Source organism: Kutzneria sp. NPDC052558 (assembly GCF_044547355.1).
GTDB lineage: Bacteria > Actinomycetota > Actinomycetes > Mycobacteriales > Pseudonocardiaceae > Kutzneria.
On sequence record NZ_JBIUAG010000003.1, the window covers coordinates 250,807 to 270,730 of the forward strand.

Consider the following 19,924-nt stretch of genomic DNA (forward strand, 5'->3'; position numbering starts at 1 on the left):
CTCGCCTGCCTGTACCAACGGATACCGGCAGGTCGAGGAGCGGTCAAGTAGAGCCCGCTCACACAATTCCCGCCCTTACCGCCTTATCGGCGGCGGGCGTTGCTTTTGTTACCTCACGGCCTCGACGAGATTGGCCGCGACCCAGCGCTTGAGAGTGGCCAGGCTGGACAGCACGCCCCGCTCCGAGCGCAGCCGGCGCCAGATCCGCTCCTGCGGCACCCCGGCCGTGCGCAGCTCGGCGATGAACTCGCGGTTGTCGTCCAGCTCGCGCCAGGTGGTGCGGCGCAGCCGCGGCTCGGCGATCACCGGGTGGCGGCGGGCGATCAGCGCCGTCCAGTCGGCCGGGGTCAGCGGCGCGCCGCCCGGGCGGATGCCGGCGGCCACCGCGCAGTCGGCGTACTTCTTCACGGTCTTGCGGTCGACGCCGACGGCGGCGGCCACATCGGTGGTGGACGCGCCCCGGTGCCAGCGCTCCAGCATGTCGGTGACCTGGTCAGGAGTGAAAGTGCGGCGTGCCATGGCGAGTCCCCTCTCGTGGTTGTGGCCGGGTCCGGCGTCGGCGCGTCCCCTCTGCGCGCCGACGCCCATCAGTGCGGTGTCGCGAAGATGCACGGGGCGCCCCCCGACGCCCCGGTGAGAGCCGGCACGACCCCCGCTGCCGCCGCCCCAACGGCGACCCGCTTCGTGCCGGTCATCTCGTGCCCCCTCGTTGTGCTCCCCTGCTTGCAGGAACGACATTAGGAACGGGGGTTTGGGAAAACCTTGAGACAACCTCCGGCCCGGGCTCAAGGTCTGCCGCCGCGGCATCCGGGCGCACAAAAAAGCCGTTCCGGTTCTCCCCTCCAGGAACCGGAACGGCTAGCGGTGGTGCTGCGACAAACCCTAATACGGGACCATTCGCGAGACCTTGAGGAAACCTTGAGACGCAGGTCAGCGGCCGTCGCAAACGACGAAGGCCCCGGTCACGACGTGACCGGGGCCCTGATCGGGAACTCTCACTTGCGGTAGAAGCGCTCGTGCCGTCCCTGCAGGACGAGCTTGAGCCACTGCGCGAAAAGCTTGGGGTCCTTGCGGACGGTCAGGAAGTACAGGCCGAAGCGGGCCACCTCCAGCAGCCCGAGCTTGCGCAGCCCCGGCTGGGACAGCAGGTAGCCCCGGTTGCGGTAGGTGTAGTACCGCTTGACCTCGTTCTCCGGGTCCTGGGCGTGGAACTTGCCGCCCAGCATCGGCTTGAACTCGGCGCTGCCGTTGGGGTGCAGGTACTGGGTGCGCAGGCTGGTGCCGAACGGCAGGCCGCTGCGGACCAGCCGCCGGTGGATCTCCACCTCGTCGCCCCGGAAGAACAGCCGGTAGTCCGGCACGCCCACCACGTCCAGCGCCTCGGCCCGGAACAGCGCGCCGTTGAACAGGGAGGCGATGCCGGGCAGGAAGTCCTCGCCCAGCTCGTCGGCCCCGCGCTTCCAGGTCAGGCCGCGGCGCAGCGGGAAGGCCAGCGTGTTCGGGTCGTCGATGTCGGCGACCACCGGCGAGATCGCCGCCAGGCGGCGCTTGGTCGCCTCCTCGAACAGGATCTGGAGCACGTTCTCGTCGGCCGGGCGGCCGTCGTCGTCGGCCAGCCACACCCAGTCCGCGCCCAGCGACAGCGCGGTCAGCATGCCCAGCGCGAAGCCGCCGGCGCCGCCCAGGTTGCGGTGCGACACCAGGTAGGTCGTGGGGATGCCGGCGGCCTCCACCACGTCCTTGGCCGGGTGCTCGGGATCGTTGTCCACCACCACCAGGTGGTCGATCGGCTTGGTCTGGGCCGCCATCACCTTGAGCGAGGTGGCCAGCAGCTCACGCCGATTGTGGGTGACGACGACCCCGACGACCGCGCCCTTGGGCAGCCGCGAGCTCATGCCGACTCACCGTTGGGCAGCACCGGATCGCCGGCCAGACCCAGGCGTTCCAGCGTCTCCTTGGACATGTGCTCGAACGGGTCCCGGCCCTTGTAGGCGGTCAGCACCTCGCGCAGGCCGCCGCGCATCTTCATCTGGCCGTGGTCCATCCAGATCGCCGAGTTGCACAGCTCCATCAGGAACTCGTCCGAGTGCGAGGCGAACACCAGCAGGCCGGACCGCTTGACCAGGTCGTTGAGCCGGTCCCGGGCCTTGTCCAGGAAGGCCGCGTCGACCGCGCCGATGCCCTCGTCCAGGATCAGGATCTCCGGGTCGATGGACGTGACCACGCCCAGCGCCAGCCGGACCCGCATACCCGTGGAGTAGGTGCGGATCGGCATCGACAGGTAGTTGCCGAGCTCCGAGAAGTCGGCGATGTCGTCCATCCGCTGTTCCATCTGCTTGCGGGTCATGCCCAGGAACAGACCGCGGATGATGATGTTCTCGAAGCCCGAGAGCTCCGGGTCCATGCCCACGCCCAGGTCGAACACCGGGGCCACCCGGCCGTTGATCTGCGCGGAGCCCCGCGTCGGCTCGTAGATGCCGGCGAGCATGCGCAGCAGCGTGGACTTGCCGGCGCCGTTGTGGCCGACCAGGCCGACCCGGTCGCCGTGCTTGAGCGACAGGGTGATGTCGCGCAGCGCCTCGATGATCGGGACCCTGTTCTCGGTGCCGATGCGGCCGCCGGCCTTGCCGAGCACGGCCTTCTTCAACGACCGCGTCTTGGCGTCGAAGATGGGGAAGTCGACGGAGGCGTTCCAGACCTCGATGCTGACCATGTTGGAAGCCTCACTCACACCCAGTAGGAGATGCGGGCACGGTAGTTCTTCATCGCCAGCAGGGCCAAGGCCCAGCCCACGATGGCCATTCCGACGCAGACGACCCAGCTCAGCGGCTCGATCACCTGGCCGACCAGCGGCGCCCGCATCACCTGGACCAGGTGGTAGAGCGGGTTCCACTCCAGCACCACCCGGGCCGCGTCGGCGTGGTCGCCGAGCGTGTCGATCGACCAGACGATCGGCGTGCCGTAGAACAGCAGCTGGATGATCGCGTTGATCACCTGCGGGATGTCCCGGTAGCGGGTGCTGATGATGCCCAGCAGCATCGACACCCAGGCGCCGTTGGCCGCGATCAGCACGAAGCCCGGCACGGCCAGCAGGATCGTCCAGCTCAGGCCCGGGTGCAGCGTGCCGGTGCCGTTGTCGGACATCCGGTACGGGTGGTCGACGCTGAAGAAGAAGATGCCCGTCACGATCACGTAGACCACGAGGTTGTGCAGCAGCATCAGGGTCTGCCGCCAGATCGTGCGCAGCACGTACACCGACAGCGGGGCCGGCAGGTGCTTGATCAGGCCCTCGTTGGCGATGAAGGTGTCCATGCCCTCCAGCAGCGAGCCGCTGATGAAGTTCCAGACGATGAAGCCGACCGTGACGTAGGGCAGGAACGTCCGCGGGTCGTTGTGGAACAACAGGCCGTACAACAGGCCGATGCCCAGCGCGGTGACGCCCATGCCGATGGTGATCCACAGCGGGCCCAGCACCGAGCGGCGGTAGCGCTGCTTGATGTCCTGCCAGCCCAGGTGGGCCCACAGCTGCCGGTTCGCCAGGCCCGTGCGGATGTCCGCGAAGGCGCGCGACCAACTGCGGGTGGAGGACGCCAGCGGCTCCACGGGGCGGTCGATGGTGCTTGAGGGATGCACGAGGAACGAGGGTACCGGCGTCATTCCGTGGTGTTACGCCTGGGCGGGCACTCCTCGGGTGACGACGCCGGACCACCGTCACTACAGGTATTGGCCGCCGCCCCGGATGTGCGGCGCCTCGGCGTCACCGGCGGTCATGCCCGGCGGCAGCGCGCGGCCGCGCATCTGCTCCAGCTGGACCCGGGCCGCCATCTGCTGCGCGAACAGGGCGGTCTGGATGCCGTGGAACAGGCCCTCCAGCCAGCCGACCAGCTGGGCCTGAGCGATCCGCAGCTCGGCGTCGGACGGGGTGGAGTCGTCGGTGAACGGCAGCGACAGCCGTTCCAGCTCGTCCCGAAGCTCCGGGGCGAGGCCGTCCTCCAGTTCCGTGATGGACGCCTTGTGGATCTCCCGCAACCGGTTGCGGGAGGCGTCGTCCAGGGGCGCGGCCCGCACCTCCTCGAGCAGTTGCTTGATCATCGTGCCGATCCGCATCACCTTGGCCGGCTGCTCGACAAGTCCGCTCACGTCCTTGCCGGCCTCCGCCTCCTCGGCCGACGGCACCCGCGCGGAGCCGAGCTGGGCTCCGTCCGGGCCCACCACCACGATGTGCTGGGGTCCGCCTGCCTCGTTGTCGTTGGGTGCTGTCATGCCACCATCCTGGCACCCGGGAGTGCCGCTTCGCTGCGTGCTCGCCTACGGTGTGTGCCATGGCGTTCGACGTCGCTCGGGTCCGTGGGCTCTTCCCCGCTCTCGGCGACGGCTGGGTGCACCTCGACTCGCCGGCCGGCATGCAGGTGCCCGAGCAGGTCGCGACCGCCGTCTCCACCGCCCTGCGAGCCCCGGTCTCCGGGCCTGGCGGCATCTTTCCCGCGTCCCAGCGGGCCGAGGCGATCGTGGACGCGGCCCGTCGCGCCGTCGCCGACCTCGTCGGGGCCGACCCGGCCGGGGTGGTGCTGGGACCCAGTTCCGCGGTGTTGCTGCAACGGCTGGCCGACGCCCTCGGCGACGGGTGGTTGTTGGGTGACGAGGTCGTGGTGTCCCGTTTGGACCACCCGGCCAACGTCTCGCCCTGGCAGCGGGCCGCGCAGCGCTCCGGCGGGACCGTGCGCTGGGCCGAGATCGACATCGAGACGTGTGAACTGCCGGCCTGGCAGTACGACGAACTGGTCTCGGCCCGGACCAAGGTGGTCGCCATCACCGCCGCCTCCGGCGCGGTCGGCACCCGGCCCGACCTGGGCAAGATCGCCGAGACCGCGCACAACGCCGGCGCGCTCGTGGTCGTGGACGCCTCCTCGGCCGCCCCGTTCATGCCGCTGGACATCGTGGCCATGGGCGCGGACGTCCTGGTCGTGTCGGCCAACGCCTGGGGCGGGCCGCCGGTCGGGGCCCTGGTGTTCCGGGACGCCAAGCTGCTGGACCGGTTGCCGTCGGTGGCGCTGGAGGCCGGGGCCCGCGGGCCGGAGCGGCTGGAGTTGGGACCGCACCCCTACCCGCTGCTGGCCGGGCTCGTCGCCTCCGTGGACTACCTGGCCGCCCTGGACGACGCCGCCGTCGGGCCGCGCCGGGAACGGCTGACGAGCTCCCTGGGCTCGGTGAAGTCGTACCAGGCCGGGCTGCTCGCGCATCTGATCAACGAACTGCGCTGGTCCCGCAACGCCATGGTCATCGGCGACGCCATGCGCCGCGTGCCCTCGCTGGCCTTCACCGTGACCGGCGTGAAGGCCGTCGAAGCGGTCGAGCACCTGGCCGAACGGGGCGTGTGCGCCTTCGCCGACCCCGGCCAGAACGGCGTGTTCTCCGTGCTCGGCGTCGGCGAGATCGGCGGTGCGGTGCGCATCGGGTTGGCGCACTACACCAACCAGATGGAGGTCGACCAGCTGATCCGCGCGCTGGCCGACATTGGATAGCCGCGAGCTGGCCGACGTGTCGGCCTGGATCCGGCTTGCGCCGCTGATGACCGAGTACCTGCCGTTCACCCGCCAGGACCTGCGGCCGGCCGGTCTCACCGTGCTGCTCGACGAGGTGCTGCTCGGGGCCCGTAGCGTGCTGGTCGAATGCGGCTGCGGGGCCGCCTCAGTGCTCATCGCCCGGCTGCTGAATCGCCGTGGCTTCGGGCACCTGCTGTCGCTGGAGCACGACGAGCGGCAGGCCGCCTTCGTCGCCAGCCAGCTGCGCCGCGAGGGCCTCGGACACGTGGCCCGAGTCGTGCATGTGCCCCTGATGCCGCACCCCGCCGCCATCGGCCAGGCCGGCTGGTACGCGCCCGAGACCGTGCACGACGAGGTGTCCGAGTACGTCGACCGGTTCGGGCTCGTCGACCTGCTGCTGGTCGACGGCCCGTCCGGTGACGACCTGATCCGCTACCCGGCCATGCCCGTCTTCCGCGGCGTGCTCGCGCCCGGGGCCGCCGTGCTGCTCGACGACATCGGACGGCCCGGCGAGCTGACCGTGATGGACCGCTGGCGGCAGGAGTTCGCGCTGCGCTTCCGCACCGAGCAGAGCATCGGGTACGCGTTGCTCACGCCGTGAGCAGGATCTTGCCGAACGCCTCCGAAGCCTCCAGCGCGCGGTGCGCCTGCGCTGCCTGGGCCATCGGCAGCGTGTGGCCGATGATCGGCTGGACCTGACCGGCCTCCACCAGCGGCCACAGCCGGGTCCGGACGTCCGCGACGATCTCTTCCTTGCTGCCCTTGCCAGTGATCGGGCGGTGCCGCAGGCCGGCCGACAGCACGCCGCCACGCTTGGCCATCAGGTCGTTGATGGCCAACTCGCCCTTCACCCCGCCCTGCATGCCGATGTTGACCACTCGGCCGTCCATCGCCAACACGGCGATGTTGCGGGCCAGGTAGGAGGCGCCCATGTTGTCCAGCACCACGTCCGCCCCGTGTCCGTCGGTCGCCTTGCGGACCTCCTCGACGAAGTCCTGGGACTTGTAGTTGATCGTGATGTCGGCGCCCAGCTCCCGGCACTTGGCCAGCCGCTCATCGGAGCCTGCCGTCACTGCCACCGTCGCGCCGAGCGCCTTGCCGATCTGGATCGCACACGTGCCGATCCCGCCCGCCCCGCCGTGCACGAGGAGCACGTCACCCTCGGTCAGGCCCGCCATCTGCACCACCGTCGACCACACCGTGCACACCACTTCCGGCAGGGCCGCCGCGTCGACCAGGCTCACACCCTTCGGCACCGGCAGCAGCTGCGGCGCCGGCACCGCCACCTTTTCCGCGTAACCGCCGCCGGCCAACAGCGCACACACCTCGTCGCCCACTCGCCAGCCCGTGACGCCATCGCCCAGCGCCGTGATCGTGCCGGAGCACTCCAGGCCCAGAATCTCCGATGAGCCCTTCGGTGGTGGGTAGAAACCCTGACTCTGCAACAAATCCGCCCGATTCACCGCCGTCGCGGCGACCTCCAGCAACACCTCGCCCGGCCGTGGCGTGGGATCCGGCGTCTCCGCCCATTCGAGCACTTCCGGGCCGCCCGGCTGCCTGATCGTGATCGCGTGCATGGCCCGACCGTAATCCGGTGGCCGCGCCGACGCCTCGCGGGCACCATCACGTCATGGAGCCTTGGCCACTGCGGAACCTGGTGCTACGCACACAGCGACTCGAACTGCGCCCCGACGACGACTACGGCCTCTACCAGCTCATCGAGGTCGCCCGCGCCGGCGTCCATCCGCCCGAGTACATGCCGTTCTCCGTGCCGTGGACCGATGTTCCCGACTCGGAGCTGGGCATCTCGAACCTCCGGTACTACTGGTCCGAGCGGGTCAAGACCCGGCCCGACAACTGGCACCTGCACTTCCTGGTTCGCCTGGACGGCAAGGTGATCGGCGAGCAGGGCATGTCGGCCCAGAACTTCGCCGTCACCCGCGAGGTCAGCACCGGCTCCTGGCTCGGCCGTGATTTCCAGGGCCACGGCTACGGCACCGAGATGCGCGCCGCCGTCCTCGGCTTCGCCTTCGACCACCTCGGCGCCGTGCAGGCCCGCACCTCCGCCTACGTCGACAACGAGCCCTCGCTGCGCGTCAGCCGCTCCCTCGGCTACATCGACGACGGCACCCTGCGCGACAGCCGCCGCGGCCAGCCCGCCGTCCAACTCCGCATGCTCGTCACCGCCGACCGCTTCGCCACCTTCCGCCCCCACTGGAAACTCACCGTAGAAGGCGTAGACGAAGCCCTCCCCCTCCTTCTCTCCTGAACCCCGCAGGTGACATACCGAATGTAGGTTTCCGGCAGTTCATGCCGCGGTCGGCGAAGCGCTTCTCCCCGCTGCTGGTTGGCTTGGCGTGCCGACTCTCCGCCACCGCCGCGGGCGTTGCGCTGATGGCCGCGTGGTTGTGCTTCGTGCGCCGCAGTTACCGACAGCGCGTACTCCGCCTTACCGCGGGCATGCTTGTGCCGGCCCAGCCTCATTGCCGGCCCAACCTCATTGCCCGCCCAACCCTAGGGGGCGTCCCCCGCTGCCAGCCTATCGACGGAGGGCGGGCAGCGGGGCGGGCGAAGATCCAGATGTGGACAACTCGGAGGCTGTGGATAACCGGCGTCAGCCCAGGTTGTCGGTGTTGAAGGTGTCGCAGGAGGCCGGGTTTCCGCTCTGGTAGCCGGTGGTGAACCAGTGCTGCCGCTGCGAGGACGTGCCGTGGGTGAACGAGCCGGAGTTGACCTGCCCGCTGCCCAGGTTCTTCTGGATGAAGTCGTCGCCGATGCGGGCGGCGGTGTCCAGGGCGTTGCTGATGTCCTGCTGCGACACGTTGGTGATGAGCGGCTTGCCGTTCGAAGCGGGAGTGCTGGTGGCGTGGTTGGCCCACACGCCGGCGTAGCAGTCGGCCTGCAACTCCAGGCGCACGGAGCCGGAGGTGGCGCCGCTGCCCTTGCCGATGTTCTTGGAGGTGCCCAGCAGGTTCTGCACGTGGTGTCCGTACTCATGGGCCAGCACGTAGCCCTCGACGAACGGGCCGCCGGTGGCGCCGAAACGGGACTGGAGCTCCTTGAAGAAGCTCAGGTCGATGTACACGTGCTGGTCGGCGGGGCAGTAGAACGGCCCCATGCCGGTGGTGCCGGTGCCGCACCCGGTCTGCTGCCGGTTGGTGAAGAAGATGGTGGTGGCCTTGCGGTAGGTCTTGCCCGACCGCGCGAACTGGTCGCCCCAGTAGGCCTGGATGGAGTTGACCAGGGCCACGTCCCGGCAGTCCTGGCTGGCATTGGCCTGCGCGCCGGTCTTGCACTGGTTGATGGTGGAGTTGTTGGGCTGTCCGGACAGCTGGTTGGACGAGCCGCCGCCGGCGAAGTGGCTGATCACCAGCCACAGCACCAACCCGACGATGCCGATGCCGCCGCCGCCCAGCGCCAGGCCGCCCAGCGGGAAACCGAAGCCGCCGCCACCGCCGCCACCGGATCCCCGGTAGTCCTGGACCTGCGAGGTGTCCAGGTCCGCGTCGTCGTTGAACTGCACGGTTCCTCCCGTTCGTCGACGACGTCCACGATAGGCGGAGCCCGGACATGCCTGGGTGCGGTGCCCCCGAAGGCCACCGCACCCAGGTTCTTCCGGAAAAGTGACGGTCGCGGTCGTCGCGAGGTTGGCGTGGAACCTCACCAGGTGCGCCCTGAAACGCATCCGATGTGGGGCTCAACATCGTCGACGTGCGCGAACGGATGTGCGCACCCGAGACCTAGCTGGCGCTGCTCGCAATCGCGACCGGACAGGCACCGACCGGTCCGGCCGCGGGGGTGCAGCCGACACGCCGACCGTCACAGCGAAGCTCTTCCGCCATAGCACCACCTGGTCCCTTCCCGGGCGATCCGCGAACCTGTTCCCGCTGGGCCATCCGTGTTCCGAGCTTGCTCCTACGTGACCTTGATCACAACCCCCTGTGGGTACCTGAATCGGTTGATTGTGCTGGTCACCCAGGGTCAAGAGGTCCGGGTGACCCGATCCGCGGCCGGCGGCGCCAGATTCTGGTGCGCCGTCAGGTACGCGGTGAACGCGTCCAGATCGATCGCCCCGCCGACGATGCCCGTGCCCTGCTTCAGCACGCTGAAACCATCGCCGCCGCCGGTCAGGAAGTTGTTGGCGGTCACCTTGTAGCTGGCGTCCGGGGTCACCGGCTGGCCGTCCACGGTGATCGCCGTGACCCGCGAGCCGATCGGCGCCGAGGCCGACCACGTGTAGTGCAGGCTCGACGAGATCTGGAGCATCTTGGTCGACACGGTGCCGTTCGGCTGCGGCTGCCACTGCTGCTCCAGCACGGCCTTCAGCTGCGCCCCGGTCAACGTCACCGTCTGCAGGATGTTCGCGAACGGCTGGATGGTGAAGGCGTTCGCGTAGGTCACGGTGCCGTCGGCCACGCCGGCCGTCGCCGACTTGAAGTTCAGGTCCGCCCGAATGCCGCCCGGGTTCGTCAGGGCCACCTGCGCGCCCGCCGACTTCGTCGCCGCCAGCTGCGCGTCGCCGATCACGTCACCCAGCGGCGACTCGCCCGACGGCTGCTGCGCCGCCACGATGTCCGAGGTGATCGTGCCGACCGCCTTGTTCGCGATCGGGGCCGCCTGCGTGACGGCCTTGGTCACCAGGGTCTGCACGGTCGGGTCCGGCGTGACGTCCCGCGTGACAACCTCGTTGTGCGCCACCGTCTTGCTCCGGATCGCGTCCCGGGTCCTCGGGTCGATCTTGAGGTCAACCACCGACAGCAGCCGGCCGAACGAGGCGCCCTGGATCAGCGGCCGCGGGTTGCCGGCCGGGTCGTTGACCGTGCAGTTGTACTGCTGGTGGCTGTGCCCGGAGAAGATCACGTCCACCTTGGGCGAGGCCGCCTGGGCGATCGCCAGCGCCGGACCCGGATCAGTCTTGCAGTCGTCCGGGCCGCCGCCCTCGGTGTTGTCACCCTGGTGCAGCAGCACGACGATCGTCTTCACGCCCAGCCGGTCCAGCACATCGGCCGAGGAGTTGATCGCCTGCACCTCGTCGCCGAACTTCAGGCCCTTGATCGCGTCGGCCGAGGTCACGCTGGGCAGGTCCTTCAACGGCACGCCGATCACGCCGACCGGCACACCGCCGGCGAAGTCCACCGTGAACGGCAGCGCCGCCGGCAGCCCGTTGTCGAACGTCATGTTCGCCGCCAGATACGGCCACTTGGCGCCCTTGAACGGCTGGTCGAACTGGCAGCCGGTGTCCTCGGCGCAGCCGCCGAACTGCTTGCGCAGCAGCTCCTGGTAGCCCTTGTCCAGCTCGTGGTTGCCGACCGCCGACGCGTTCACGCCGATGTCGTTCATGAAGTCGATCGTCGGCTCGTCGTGGAACAAGGCCGAGGCGAGCGGGGAGGCCCCGACGTTGTCACCCGCCGAGAACACCAGCGTGTTCTTCGTGCGCAGCTGCTTGACGTGCGTCGCCAGGTACGCGGCGCCGCCCGCCACCACCGACGTGCCGTCCGACAACGTCACCCGGCCCGACGAGCCGGCCGGCGGCTCCAGATTGCCGTGGAAGTCGTTGAACCCGATCAGGCGCACGTCGATCGGGGCCGGCGACGCCTGCGCCGGCGCCCCGGTCAGCGTCAGCGCCGCCGCGGCGGTGACCGCCAGCGCGCCGAGCCGTCTAGCCAAAACGATCATGTCGATCCCTCCGGAATGCGCCCGACTCCCCGTTCGGGCGTTCGGCGAGGGAGTGTGCCTCGTGTCCGGCCACGACGCCAGGGTTCAGCGACTGAACGGGACGTGACGGTTAGCCTTGACGGGTGAGCGAACCCCAGTGGCTCGACGACGGCGAAATGGCCGCCTGGCGGGCCTACCGCGTCTCCAGCATCCTGCTGGAAGGCCAACTGCACCGCGAGCTCGTCGACGCCCACGACATCACCCTCGCCGACTACGAGGTGCTCGTCCGCCTGGCCGAACGCCCCGACCACCGCATGCGCATGAGCGTGCTCGCCGCCGAAGTCGCCTCCTCCAAGAGCCGCGTCTCCCACCAGATCGCCCGCATGGAACGCGCCGGCCTCGTCGAACGCGACAACTGCTCCAGCGACGGCCGCGGCGTCTACGCCGGACTCACCGACACCGGCATGGCCAAACTCCGCGAAGCCGCCCCCACCCACGTCGCCGGCGTCCGCCGCCACATGATCGACCTCACCACCGAGACCCAACAGGCCACCCTGGCCAAGGTCTTCGAACGCATCGGCGCCATGCTGGCCGAGACCCCCGACGACTGACCGGCTACCCTGACACCCCAGGGAAGCGTGGCAGAGCGGCCGAATGCATCCGCCTTGAAAGCGGAAGACGGGCAACCGTCCGGGGGTTCAAATCCCTCCGCTTCCGCTCGTCGGTGTGCCTTGCTCGGCGCCTTTGGCGCCTCGCTGGGGCGCTCCAGGTGTTTTGTGGGGCTCTCGCCCCACACCCCAAGGCAGGAGGGGCTTCGCCCCCCTGCACCCCCCTTCGGCTCGGCTCGCTGGCGCTCGCCATTGCACTCGGGGGGCTTCGGTGCGCCTGCGCCAGGGCTGATTGTTAGAAGTTTTGTTAATGTGGGGTCATGGCGGACGAGCAGGTCCCGGGCGAAGGCGCCACCACTGTTGTCTCGGTGTCGATGCACAGCGGGACGATCGGTGCTGTCCGAGGGAGGGTCGGTCCGCGAGGTGTGTCCGCCTACATCGAGGCGGCGGTCCAGCGGCAGATCGAACGCGACAACCTCGATGAGCTCATAGCTGCGGCTGAGGCCGAGCATGGGCCCGTCACCGCGGAGGAGATCGAGGTCAAACGTCAGCAGCTCGCGCAGCTGCGCGACAAGCAGCGCGGCGCTGGTGCCACATGACCCTGGTGTTGGACAGCGAAGGGCTTGCCAAGGCGGTGCTTCGCGACCGTGAGCTGACAGCCTGGCTGGCCGCGGCACGTGCCGCGGACGAGCGGGTGATCACCAGCGCCGCGACCCTGGTTGAGGTGATCCACCCCCGGATCAACCGAGCCGCGTTCGACTGGGTGACCTCTCGCTTGACTGTCGAGCCGGTTACGGCCGAAATAGCCAAGCAAGCGGGCGTTCTCCTGGAGCGCGCCGGATACCATGGCCACAAGTACGCCATCGACGCGATGCTGGCCGCCACAGCACTTGCTGCTCGCGGGCCGACGACCATCCTCACCTCCGACCCGGACGACATCGCGATGCTGTGCGGTCACCTCGTGACCGTCGTGAAAGTGTGAGGGTGCCTCACGGGTGACGGTGGCTCGCGACGCGCGGGCATGATCACACCTTCGATGACCTGCGCTCGTTGCTACGGTGCATCTGTCCAGCTAAGCGACAGACGAGCACGGTGTGCTGAGCCTCGTCCAGCTTGAAAGCGGAAGACCCGCAAGGGTCCGGGGGGATCGCATCCGCTTCCGCTCGTCGGTGTGCCTTGCTCGGCGCCTTTGGCGCCTCGCTGGGGCGTTCCAGGTGTTTTGTGGGGCTCTCGCCCCACGCCCCGAGGCAGGTGGGGCTTCGCCCCCCTGCACCCCCCTTCGGCTCGGTTCGCTGGCGCTTGCCATTGCACTCGGGGGCTTCGCTGCGCTCGCCCTGCACTGGGATCCTGGCTCGTTTGGCCTCGGTGGCATTAGTTTGGGGGTATGACTGATGTAGTGGGGGCCTTGAAGGAAGAGTGCGGGGCGTTGCTTGGCGTCCTCGGAGAGGTGACGGAATTTGGGGTGTTGACTAATTGTCCGCCGTGGGATTTGGGGGAGTTGGTGGTGCATATGGGGGATAGTGTTCGATTGAAGGGGAGGCTGCCGCATGGCGAGGAGAGGGCGAATTTGGTGAGTGCGGCCGATTACTATCGGCGGGCGGAGCGGGGGACGGTGGAGTATCGGCAGGGGAATGTGGATAGGACGCGGGAGTTGGCTGGGGAAGTGTTGGCGAGGGAGTCGGCGGTGGGGTGGTTTGAGAGGGTTGCGAGGGAAGCTGTGGGGTTGTTCGAGGGTGATGACCTGGGGAGGGTTGTGGAGGTGCGGGGGAAGGGGGCAATGCGGTTGGGGGATTGGGTGGCGACGCGGGTGATTGCGGTGGCGGCGCACGGGGTGGATGTGGCGATCACGTTGGGGAGGGAGCCGTGGACTACGGAGGCGGCGTTGGGGGTGGTGAGGCCGGTGTTTGTGGAGTTGTTGGGGGAAGAGCCGTCGGAGGAGTTGGGGTGGAGTGATCAGGAATTTCTGGTGGTGGGGACTGGGCGGCGGGAATTGACGGAAAGTGAGCGCGAGGTGTTGGGTGAACGGGGTGAGAAGTTTCCGTTGTTGTCGTAAACTGGTTGGCGGGCGAGGATAGGGTTGCGGTGTGGGTGATTTGGGGTTTTTCGGGGATGTGGTGGAGTCCGGGGAGGTGCTCGGCGTCGACCACGGGACGCCGGTGGACGCGGTGGCCAAGGTGCTGGGCCGACACTGGGAGAACCGCAACGGCAGCGGGATGTGGCGCGACTACGGCCTGGTGGAGTTCTTCTACGAGCCGCGGTCGAGGGGGCGAGGCTGGTGGGGGACGCACTTCTCGGTGCAGACGCATCGGTTGGGGTACGGGCGAGCCCGGGATCGGCGCAGCACAGTCGGTGCCGCGGTGGTCGAGAGGTACGGGCGGAAGTACCGGAAGGCGTTGAGTTTCGAGGCGTTGAAGGGCGAGCTGACGCGGCGCGGGGTTGAGTTGGTCGAGGTGGATGACGGACCGCCATACGTGCGGGAGTACTGGCAACGCGAGTCCGAGACCTCCGTGTGGGTCGATGCGGACGAGGAAATCGGGCGGGTCCTCAAAATCACGTCCAACCGGGCCGCGCGGCCGAAGTCGGTGAGCAAGGAACGGATGCGGGCCCTGCTGGAGATGAGCGAGGCGGAGCGGGACCGCTGGCTGGGCAGAGGCCACGAATCGGAGCTGACGGGGATCTGGTCCCATGCCCGCGGCTCGACCTGGGCCCACGGCCAGAGACGGCGAGCGGAATGGGTCGGGCTGTACCGGTGGGCCATGACCCGAAGCCGTGAGCTGCAACTGGTGACAGCGGCTGAAGAGGCCCGTGCGACGGCGGGTCTGGTGTCGACGGTCGCTGACTGGTTTCCGGACGAATTCGAGGACCTCGCCTCGGTGTTGCCGTCGGCGGACGAGGTCGCGAGGGCCTGCCTGGCCGAGATCGCGGTGCGGGAACCGTTGCGGCACGGGGATAAGCGTCTGGTTGACGCGGCGACAAGGTTGGCCGACTGGGTGTGGGATCCGGAGCTGCGCCGCGAGCTCGGGCAATGGGCGATTCTGAGGTCCGTTCCGTCGATTGTGTAACGCGACGAGCGGTAACCGCCGATCCTGGCGATAGACCCGGCTTGTGCCGGGTGACCGAACCAGGGGAGGGGTTCTTCTCTTGACGCACACCCTGCTGCGCCGGATCGCGGTCGGATCCGGTGCGCTGACCATTGCGCTGACCACGGCACTGAGCGGTGTCGCGGCGGCCGACGAGACGCCGACCGGCGACGGGTCGAGCGTTCAGCAGCACACCGACCAGCCCACGCCGAAGTTCGACGTGTCGATCAAGTTCGACCACCCGTCGTACCACTCGGGCGACACGGTCACCGGCTCGATCAAGATCACCAACACCGGCGAGGCCCTGGTGCCCGCGGTGCGACTGGTCGCCGGGTCGGACAACCTCAAGTGGGACATCAAGGACTGGCAGAGCATCTGGCTCAACGGGCCCGGCGTGGCCATGGCCCCGGGCGCCACCGAGGTCCGGACGTTCACCGGCTCCGTCATCGACCCCAGCAAGCCGATCAAGGGCTGGGCCATCGTGCGCGTCTACGAGCCGGTGGACAGCACGTTCCGGGCCGATGACGCGGCCACCGTCACGCCGACCACCGGCAGCATCCACGGCACGCTGTACGGCGACGTCAACGGCAACGGCAAGTTCGACAAGGGCGAGGGCCTGTCCGGCGTCCAGGTCACGATCACCGGTGGCGTGCCGAGCAAGACGCTGCCGGCCGCGCAGACCGACGCCGACGGCAAGTTCGCGTTCAAGGACATCCCGTCCGGCCCGTACACGGCGAGCTTCGGGGCCACACAGGGCTATGTGCTGCCGGCCGCGCAGTGGCAGGTCGACGACAAGGCGCTGGAAGTCACGGTGCAGGGTCGGCGACCTGTCGCCGACACCCTCAAGGCGTCGGTGAAGCTGAACGCCGACACCTATGCGGTCGGCGACACCGCCCACGTGACGGTGACGCTGACCAACAGCGGCGACTACAACCTGGCTGGCATCACGGCGGCCTGCGACCGCAGCGGTGAGTCGCACGCGATGGGCGGTGACCTGAGCGGCTGGGGCGACCTCGCCATCGGCCAACGCGGGGTCACGGTGCTCGCGCACGGGACGGTGACGGTCGACGTGACGTCGCCGGTGCCCGCCGAGGCGCACCGCTACGGCTACACCGACCTGTCCTGCGACTTCGGCCAGTTCCCCGCGTACCCGGAGGGCGTGCACGCGGAAATGGTGCTCGCGCGGGTGACCGGCGCGGTGGCGTCGGTCGAGGGCACGCTGCTGCACGACAAGACCGCGGTCGCCGGCGTCAAGATCTACCTGACCGACCACATCGTGAAGAAGATCGTCGCCAGCACGGTCACCGACGCCGCCGGCAAGTACAAGTTCACCGGTGTGCCCGCCGGCCTGTACGACATCGGCCTGGTCGGCCCGTGGAAGCTGGTCGACAGCCAGCCGTGGACCCTCTTCGAGGGCGACAACCCCGGAGCGGACATCGCCGTGGCGCCGGGCCAGGACCAGCCGGACCCGTCCCCGACGACGCCCACGGCCCCGACGACGCCGGCCCCGCAGGCCTCGCCGGTGCTGGCCAACACCGGCGCCGCCGACGTGGCGACCCTGACCGGGGCGGCCATCGGCGCGCTGGTCATCGGCCTCACGCTGGTGCTGCTGTCCCGGCGACGTCGGACCAGCTGAACCAGGGCAACGCCAGGGTCGAACCCTGATGCTTCGAGCCTGGGCCACGGCGCAGGCTCGAAGCATGGTCAAGGTACGGGACATGGCGTTTGTCGCCGCGCCGCTGCTGCTCGGCGGCTACGGCGTGGTGCGGTTGCTCACCGATCAGGGGCCGGGCGTCGCCTGGACGGTGTCCCACCTGCTGTTCCTGGCCGGGTTCGTGCTGTTCGTGCCGGTGCTGCTGACGCTCGGCGACCGCGAGGGCGCCGCGCCGGTGGTGGCGGCGATCGGCCTGCTCGGGGCGACCGCGGCGGTCGCCCAGGCGGTGATCGACATCGTGGTGGGCGCGCTCGCCGGCGACCAGGCCGGAATGACCGCGCTGTACGACCAGGTCGAGTCGGTGCCCGGCCTGCTGCCCGGCGTCTACGTGGTCGGCCCGGCGCTGTTCTACGCGTGCCTGATCGCGCTGGCCCTGCTCAACCGGCGTGAACTCGGATGGTGGAGCCCGGTGCTGCTGGCCATCGGCGCCGCGCTGGCCGTGTGCAGTCTCGACCTGATCCCACTCACCGCAGTTTGCTTCCTGTTAGCGCTCGGTCCGTACGGTGTGCGCCGCACCGACCGCCGACTGACTGGGGCCGCGCCGTGAGCAACACAGGAGTCTTCTTCCGGGAGTTCGTCCGCTCCCCGCTCACCACCGCGTCGGCGATCCCCAGCTCCAAGGCGCTGACCGAGCAGATGGTGGCGCCGATTCCCGAACGGGGCGAGCCGATTGTCGTCGAACTCGGCCCCGGCACCGGCGCGTTCACCGAGGTGATCCAGTCCCGGCTGGACGGCCGCGGCCGGCACCTCGCCGTGGAACTCAACCCGCGCCTGGCCGACGTGCTGGCCACACGCTTCCCCGACGTGGAAGTCATCGTCGCCGACGCCGAGCGACTGCCGGAACTGTTGGCGGAACGGGCAATCCGGGCCGAAGTGGTGATCAGCGGACTGCCGTGGGCGGCATACCGAGGCAGCCTCACCGACGCCGTCGCGGCGGCCATGGACCCGGCCGGCGCCTTCACCCAGTTCACCTACACCTGGACCCGCTGGGCCGGCCCGTCCAAGCGACAGCTGGCCGGATTTCGGCGCTGCTTCGAGGAAGTCGTGCTCACCCGGACCATCTGGGGCAACGTGCCGCCCGCCCTGGTGCACGTGATGCGGCGGCCCCGCGGCGTTTAGACGTGGATCACAACGGGTAGGCAACACTCGGTGGGCCAGGGGGCCGGTCGCGTTGACTGGAGTTCACCCCGGCGTGATTGGGTGGTGAGATGACGGAAACCAGGACCGAGAACCTGCCGTTGACCGACGGCCGTGAGCTGCGCGTGACAGCCGCGGAACCCGACGGTGCAGCGCGGGGCGGTCTGGTGCTGCTGCACGAAGCCCGCGGGGTCACCGACACGGTCCGGCTGCTGGCCGGATCGCTGGCGTCCGAGGGCTGGCTCGTGGTGGCGCCGCACCTCTACCCGGAAGCCGACCAGCTGGGCGACGACCAGCTGCCGCGGCTGGGCGTCGAATCCGTGCTCGCGGACATCGACGTCGCCTGTGTGTGGCTCGCCGAACGGGGCATCACCCCCGACCGGACCGGTGTCATCGGCTTCGACCTGGGTGGCGCCGCCGCCCTGATCGTGGCGACCAGGCGCGCCATCGGCGCGGCGGTCAGCGTGTCCGGCCGCGGCATTCTCACGCCGCTGTCGGACGGATTGCCCTCGCTGGTCGAGGTCGCGCACGAGCTGAGCTGCCCCTGGCTCGGCCTCTACGGCGAGCAGGACGAACACATCACCGCCGAGGAGGTCGACAAACTGCGCGACGCCGCGGCGTCGGCCGACGTGGCCACCGACGTGGTCCGGGTGGCGCAGGCCAACCACCGCTTCGACACCGACCCGAAGGCCAGTGCCGAAGCGTGGCAGCGCACCCTCAACTGGTTCGACTCACACCTGCGCTGATCAGGCGACCCCGGCGGCCACCGAGATCTCCGGCTCGGTGGCCGACCGGACGTCGTCCACCGACACGCCCGGCGCCAGCTCCACCAGCCGCAGGCCGTCCGGTGTGACGTCCAGCACGGCCAGGTCGGTGATGATCCGCTGGACCACGCCGCGGCCGGTGAACGGCAGCGAGCACTCCTTGAGGATCTTCGGCGAGCCGTCCTTGGCGGTGTGCTCCATGATCACGATCACCCGACGGGCCCCGTGCACCAGGTCCATCGCGCCGCCCATGCCCTTGATCAGCTTGCCCGGGATGGCCCAGTTGGCGAGGTCGCCCGACGCCGACACCTGCATGGCGCCCAGGATCGCCGTGTCGATGTGGCCGCCGCGGATCATGCCGAACGACAGCGCCGAGTCGAAGAAGGCCGCGCCCGGCAGCGTCGTCACCGTCTCCTTGCCCGCGTTGATCAGATCCGGGTCCACCGCGTCGTCCGTCGGGTACGGGCCGGTGCCCAGAATGCCGTTCTCGCTGTGCAGCACCACCGTGACGCCCTCGGGCAGGTAGTTCGGCACCAGCGTCGGCAGGCCGATGCCCAGGTTCACGTACTGGCCGTCCTCGAGCTCCCGCGCGGCCCGGGCGGCGATCTCCTGCCTGCTCCACCCCATCACTGGGCCTCCCTCACGGTCCGGCGCTCGATGCGCTTGTCGCTGTTGGTCACCAGCACCACCCGCTGCACGAAAATGCCCGGCAGGTGCACGTGCTCCGGGTCCAGCTCGCCCGGCTCCACCAGCTCCTCCACCTCGGCCACCGTCACCCGGCCGGCCATCGCGCACAGCGGGTTGAAGTTCATCGCCGACTTGGTGAACACCAGGTTCCCGTGCCGGTCGCCCTTCGCCGCCCGGACCAACGCGAAGTCCGTGGTGATGGCCTCCTCCAGCACGTACTCGCGGCTGTCGAAGACCCGGGTCTCCTTCGGCGGCGACGCCACCGCCACCCCGCCGTCCGGCGCGTACCGCCAGGGCAGGCCACCCTCCGCGATCTGCGTGCCGCCGCCCGCCGGCGTGAAGAACGCCGGGATGCCGCAGCCGCCCGCCCGCAGCCGCTCCGCCAGCGTGCCCTGCGGGACCAGCTCCACCTCCAGCTCGCCGGAGAGGTACTGGCGGGCGAATTCCTTGTTCTCGCCCACGTACGAGGACGTCATCCGGGAGATCCGCCGGTCGTGCAGCAGGACACCCAGACCCCAGTCGTCAACGCCGCAGTTGTTCGACACCACCCTCAGGTCGTCAACCCCCAGGTCGTGCACCGCTCCGATCAGATCGCTCGGAATCCCGCACAACCCGAATCCCCCCACGGCGAGGGTCGCCCCCGCAGGCAGATCACTGACCGCGTCCGCCGCGGACGGCCGCACCTTGTCCATTGTCACTCCCCGGCCACGTCGATGTGGACCCGCTCACGCTAGTG

At 69.4% G+C, this 19,924-nt stretch carries 22 protein-coding genes and 1 tRNA gene; 13 read left to right on the plus strand and 10 right to left on the minus strand.

Annotated elements, in window-relative coordinates; translation table 11 throughout:
• Positions 1 to 108 precede the first annotated feature (108 nt).
• From ACIG5F_RS07625 to ACIG5F_RS07645, 5 genes are all read right to left on the minus strand, one after another.
• A complete protein-coding gene (locus tag ACIG5F_RS07625; RefSeq protein ID WP_396516624.1) occupies positions 109 to 519 on the minus strand; it encodes a hypothetical protein in 411 nt (136 codons plus the stop codon).
• A gap of 476 nt (positions 520 to 995) precedes the next feature.
• On the minus strand, positions 996 to 1,895 hold the full coding sequence (locus tag ACIG5F_RS07630) for a glycosyltransferase (RefSeq protein WP_396516625.1): 900 nt from the start codon (positions 1,893 to 1,895) through the stop codon (positions 996 to 998).
• Positions 1,892 to 2,713 (minus strand): ABC transporter ATP-binding protein, encoded by an 822-nt coding sequence (locus ACIG5F_RS07635; protein WP_396516881.1) that lies wholly within the window; start codon positions 2,711 to 2,713, stop codon positions 1,892 to 1,894. The genes ACIG5F_RS07630 and ACIG5F_RS07635 overlap by 4 nt, the downstream gene beginning before the upstream one ends.
• 14 nt (positions 2,714 to 2,727) lie before the next feature.
• Positions 2,728 to 3,633, minus strand: a complete 906-nt coding sequence (locus ACIG5F_RS07640) for an ABC transporter permease (RefSeq protein ID WP_396516626.1) — start codon at positions 3,631 to 3,633, stop codon at positions 2,728 to 2,730.
• 81 nt (positions 3,634 to 3,714) lie between these two features.
• Positions 3,715 to 4,263, minus strand: a complete 549-nt coding sequence (locus tag ACIG5F_RS07645; RefSeq protein WP_396516627.1) for a bacterial proteasome activator family protein — start codon at positions 4,261 to 4,263, stop codon at positions 3,715 to 3,717.
• Between the two features lie 59 nt (positions 4,264 to 4,322).
• Between ACIG5F_RS07645 and ACIG5F_RS07650 the strand changes: the two genes are divergently transcribed.
• The gene (locus ACIG5F_RS07650; RefSeq protein WP_396516628.1) at positions 4,323 to 5,522 is read left to right on the plus strand and encodes a cysteine desulfurase-like protein; all 1,200 of its coding nucleotides are present in this window, start codon (positions 4,323 to 4,325) and stop codon (positions 5,520 to 5,522) included.
• Positions 5,515 to 6,144, plus strand: a complete 630-nt coding sequence (locus ACIG5F_RS07655) for a class I SAM-dependent methyltransferase (RefSeq protein ID WP_396516630.1) — start codon at positions 5,515 to 5,517, stop codon at positions 6,142 to 6,144. The genes ACIG5F_RS07650 and ACIG5F_RS07655 overlap by 8 nt, the downstream gene beginning before the upstream one ends.
• Here the strand turns inward: ACIG5F_RS07655 and ACIG5F_RS07660 are convergent.
• A complete protein-coding gene (locus ACIG5F_RS07660; RefSeq protein ID WP_396516631.1) occupies positions 6,134 to 7,120 on the minus strand; it encodes an NAD(P)H-quinone oxidoreductase in 987 nt (328 codons plus the stop codon). The two genes, ACIG5F_RS07655 and ACIG5F_RS07660, sit on opposite strands and share 11 nt — an antisense overlap.
• A 53-nt stretch (positions 7,121 to 7,173) precedes the next feature.
• On the opposite strand from ACIG5F_RS07660, the gene ACIG5F_RS07665 reads away from it, so the two are divergent.
• Positions 7,174 to 7,812: a GNAT family N-acetyltransferase gene (locus ACIG5F_RS07665; RefSeq protein WP_396516632.1), complete on the plus strand. Its 639-nt coding sequence runs from the start codon at positions 7,174 to 7,176 to the stop codon at positions 7,810 to 7,812.
• 345 nt (positions 7,813 to 8,157) lie between these two features.
• Here ACIG5F_RS07665 and ACIG5F_RS07670 read toward each other — a convergent pair whose 3' ends face one another.
• Together ACIG5F_RS07670 and ACIG5F_RS07675 are read right to left on the minus strand one after the other, a co-directional pair.
• Positions 8,158 to 9,066 carry a neutral zinc metallopeptidase gene (locus ACIG5F_RS07670; protein ID WP_396516633.1) on the minus strand — a complete coding sequence of 303 codons (909 nt, stop codon included), beginning with the start codon at positions 9,064 to 9,066 and terminating at the stop codon, positions 8,158 to 8,160.
• 458 nt (positions 9,067 to 9,524) lie between these two features.
• On the minus strand, positions 9,525 to 11,219 hold the full coding sequence (locus ACIG5F_RS07675; RefSeq protein WP_396516634.1) for a bifunctional metallophosphatase/5'-nucleotidase: 1,695 nt from the start codon (positions 11,217 to 11,219) through the stop codon (positions 9,525 to 9,527).
• A gap of 155 nt (positions 11,220 to 11,374) precedes the next feature.
• Here ACIG5F_RS07675 and ACIG5F_RS07680 point away from each other — a divergent pair, with 155 nt between their 5' ends.
• From ACIG5F_RS07680 to ACIG5F_RS07725, 10 genes are all read left to right on the plus strand, one after another.
• Positions 11,375 to 11,809, plus strand: a complete 435-nt coding sequence (locus tag ACIG5F_RS07680) for a MarR family winged helix-turn-helix transcriptional regulator (RefSeq protein ID WP_396516882.1) — start codon at positions 11,375 to 11,377, stop codon at positions 11,807 to 11,809.
• 21 nt (positions 11,810 to 11,830) lie between these two features.
• Positions 11,831 to 11,915: transfer RNA gene (locus ACIG5F_RS07685), tRNA-Ser, on the plus strand.
• 211 nt (positions 11,916 to 12,126) lie between these two features.
• Complete coding sequence (locus ACIG5F_RS07690; protein ID WP_396516635.1) at positions 12,127 to 12,405, plus strand: hypothetical protein; 279 nt, start codon at positions 12,127 to 12,129, stop codon at positions 12,403 to 12,405.
• The gene (locus ACIG5F_RS07695) at positions 12,402 to 12,788 is read left to right on the plus strand and encodes a PIN domain-containing protein (RefSeq protein ID WP_396516636.1); all 387 of its coding nucleotides are present in this window, start codon (positions 12,402 to 12,404) and stop codon (positions 12,786 to 12,788) included. Before ACIG5F_RS07690 ends, ACIG5F_RS07695 begins: the two co-directional genes overlap by 4 nt.
• A 402-nt stretch (positions 12,789 to 13,190) precedes the next feature.
• Complete coding sequence (locus tag ACIG5F_RS07700; protein ID WP_396516637.1) at positions 13,191 to 13,859, plus strand: maleylpyruvate isomerase N-terminal domain-containing protein; 669 nt, start codon at positions 13,191 to 13,193, stop codon at positions 13,857 to 13,859.
• Between the two features lie 76 nt (positions 13,860 to 13,935).
• Positions 13,936 to 14,868, plus strand: a complete 933-nt coding sequence (locus ACIG5F_RS07705; RefSeq protein ID WP_396516638.1) for a hypothetical protein — start codon at positions 13,936 to 13,938, stop codon at positions 14,866 to 14,868.
• Between the two features lie 79 nt (positions 14,869 to 14,947).
• Positions 14,948 to 16,522 (plus strand): SdrD B-like domain-containing protein, encoded by a 1,575-nt coding sequence (locus tag ACIG5F_RS07710; RefSeq protein ID WP_396516639.1) that lies wholly within the window; start codon positions 14,948 to 14,950, stop codon positions 16,520 to 16,522.
• Between the two features lie 64 nt (positions 16,523 to 16,586).
• Positions 16,587 to 17,147, plus strand: a complete 561-nt coding sequence (locus tag ACIG5F_RS07715; RefSeq protein ID WP_396516640.1) for a hypothetical protein — start codon at positions 16,587 to 16,589, stop codon at positions 17,145 to 17,147.
• The gene (locus ACIG5F_RS07720) at positions 17,144 to 17,719 is read left to right on the plus strand and encodes a class I SAM-dependent methyltransferase (RefSeq protein WP_396516641.1); all 576 of its coding nucleotides are present in this window, start codon (positions 17,144 to 17,146) and stop codon (positions 17,717 to 17,719) included. Before ACIG5F_RS07715 ends, ACIG5F_RS07720 begins: the two co-directional genes overlap by 4 nt.
• Positions 17,720 to 17,808: 89 nt before the next feature.
• Positions 17,809 to 18,483, plus strand: coding sequence for a dienelactone hydrolase family protein (locus tag ACIG5F_RS07725; RefSeq protein WP_396516642.1), 675 nt, complete (start codon positions 17,809 to 17,811; stop codon positions 18,481 to 18,483).
• Here the strand turns inward: ACIG5F_RS07725 and ACIG5F_RS07730 are convergent, their stop codons facing one another.
• Together ACIG5F_RS07730 and ACIG5F_RS07735 are read right to left on the minus strand one after the other, a co-directional pair.
• Positions 18,484 to 19,128 carry a CoA transferase subunit B gene (locus ACIG5F_RS07730; RefSeq protein ID WP_396516644.1) on the minus strand — a complete coding sequence of 215 codons (645 nt, stop codon included), beginning with the start codon at positions 19,126 to 19,128 and terminating at the stop codon, positions 18,484 to 18,486.
• The gene (locus ACIG5F_RS07735; protein ID WP_396516645.1) at positions 19,128 to 19,880 is read right to left on the minus strand and encodes a CoA transferase subunit A; all 753 of its coding nucleotides are present in this window, start codon (positions 19,878 to 19,880) and stop codon (positions 19,128 to 19,130) included. The genes ACIG5F_RS07730 and ACIG5F_RS07735 overlap by 1 nt, the downstream gene beginning before the upstream one ends.
• Positions 19,881 to 19,924: the final 44 nt, after the last annotated feature.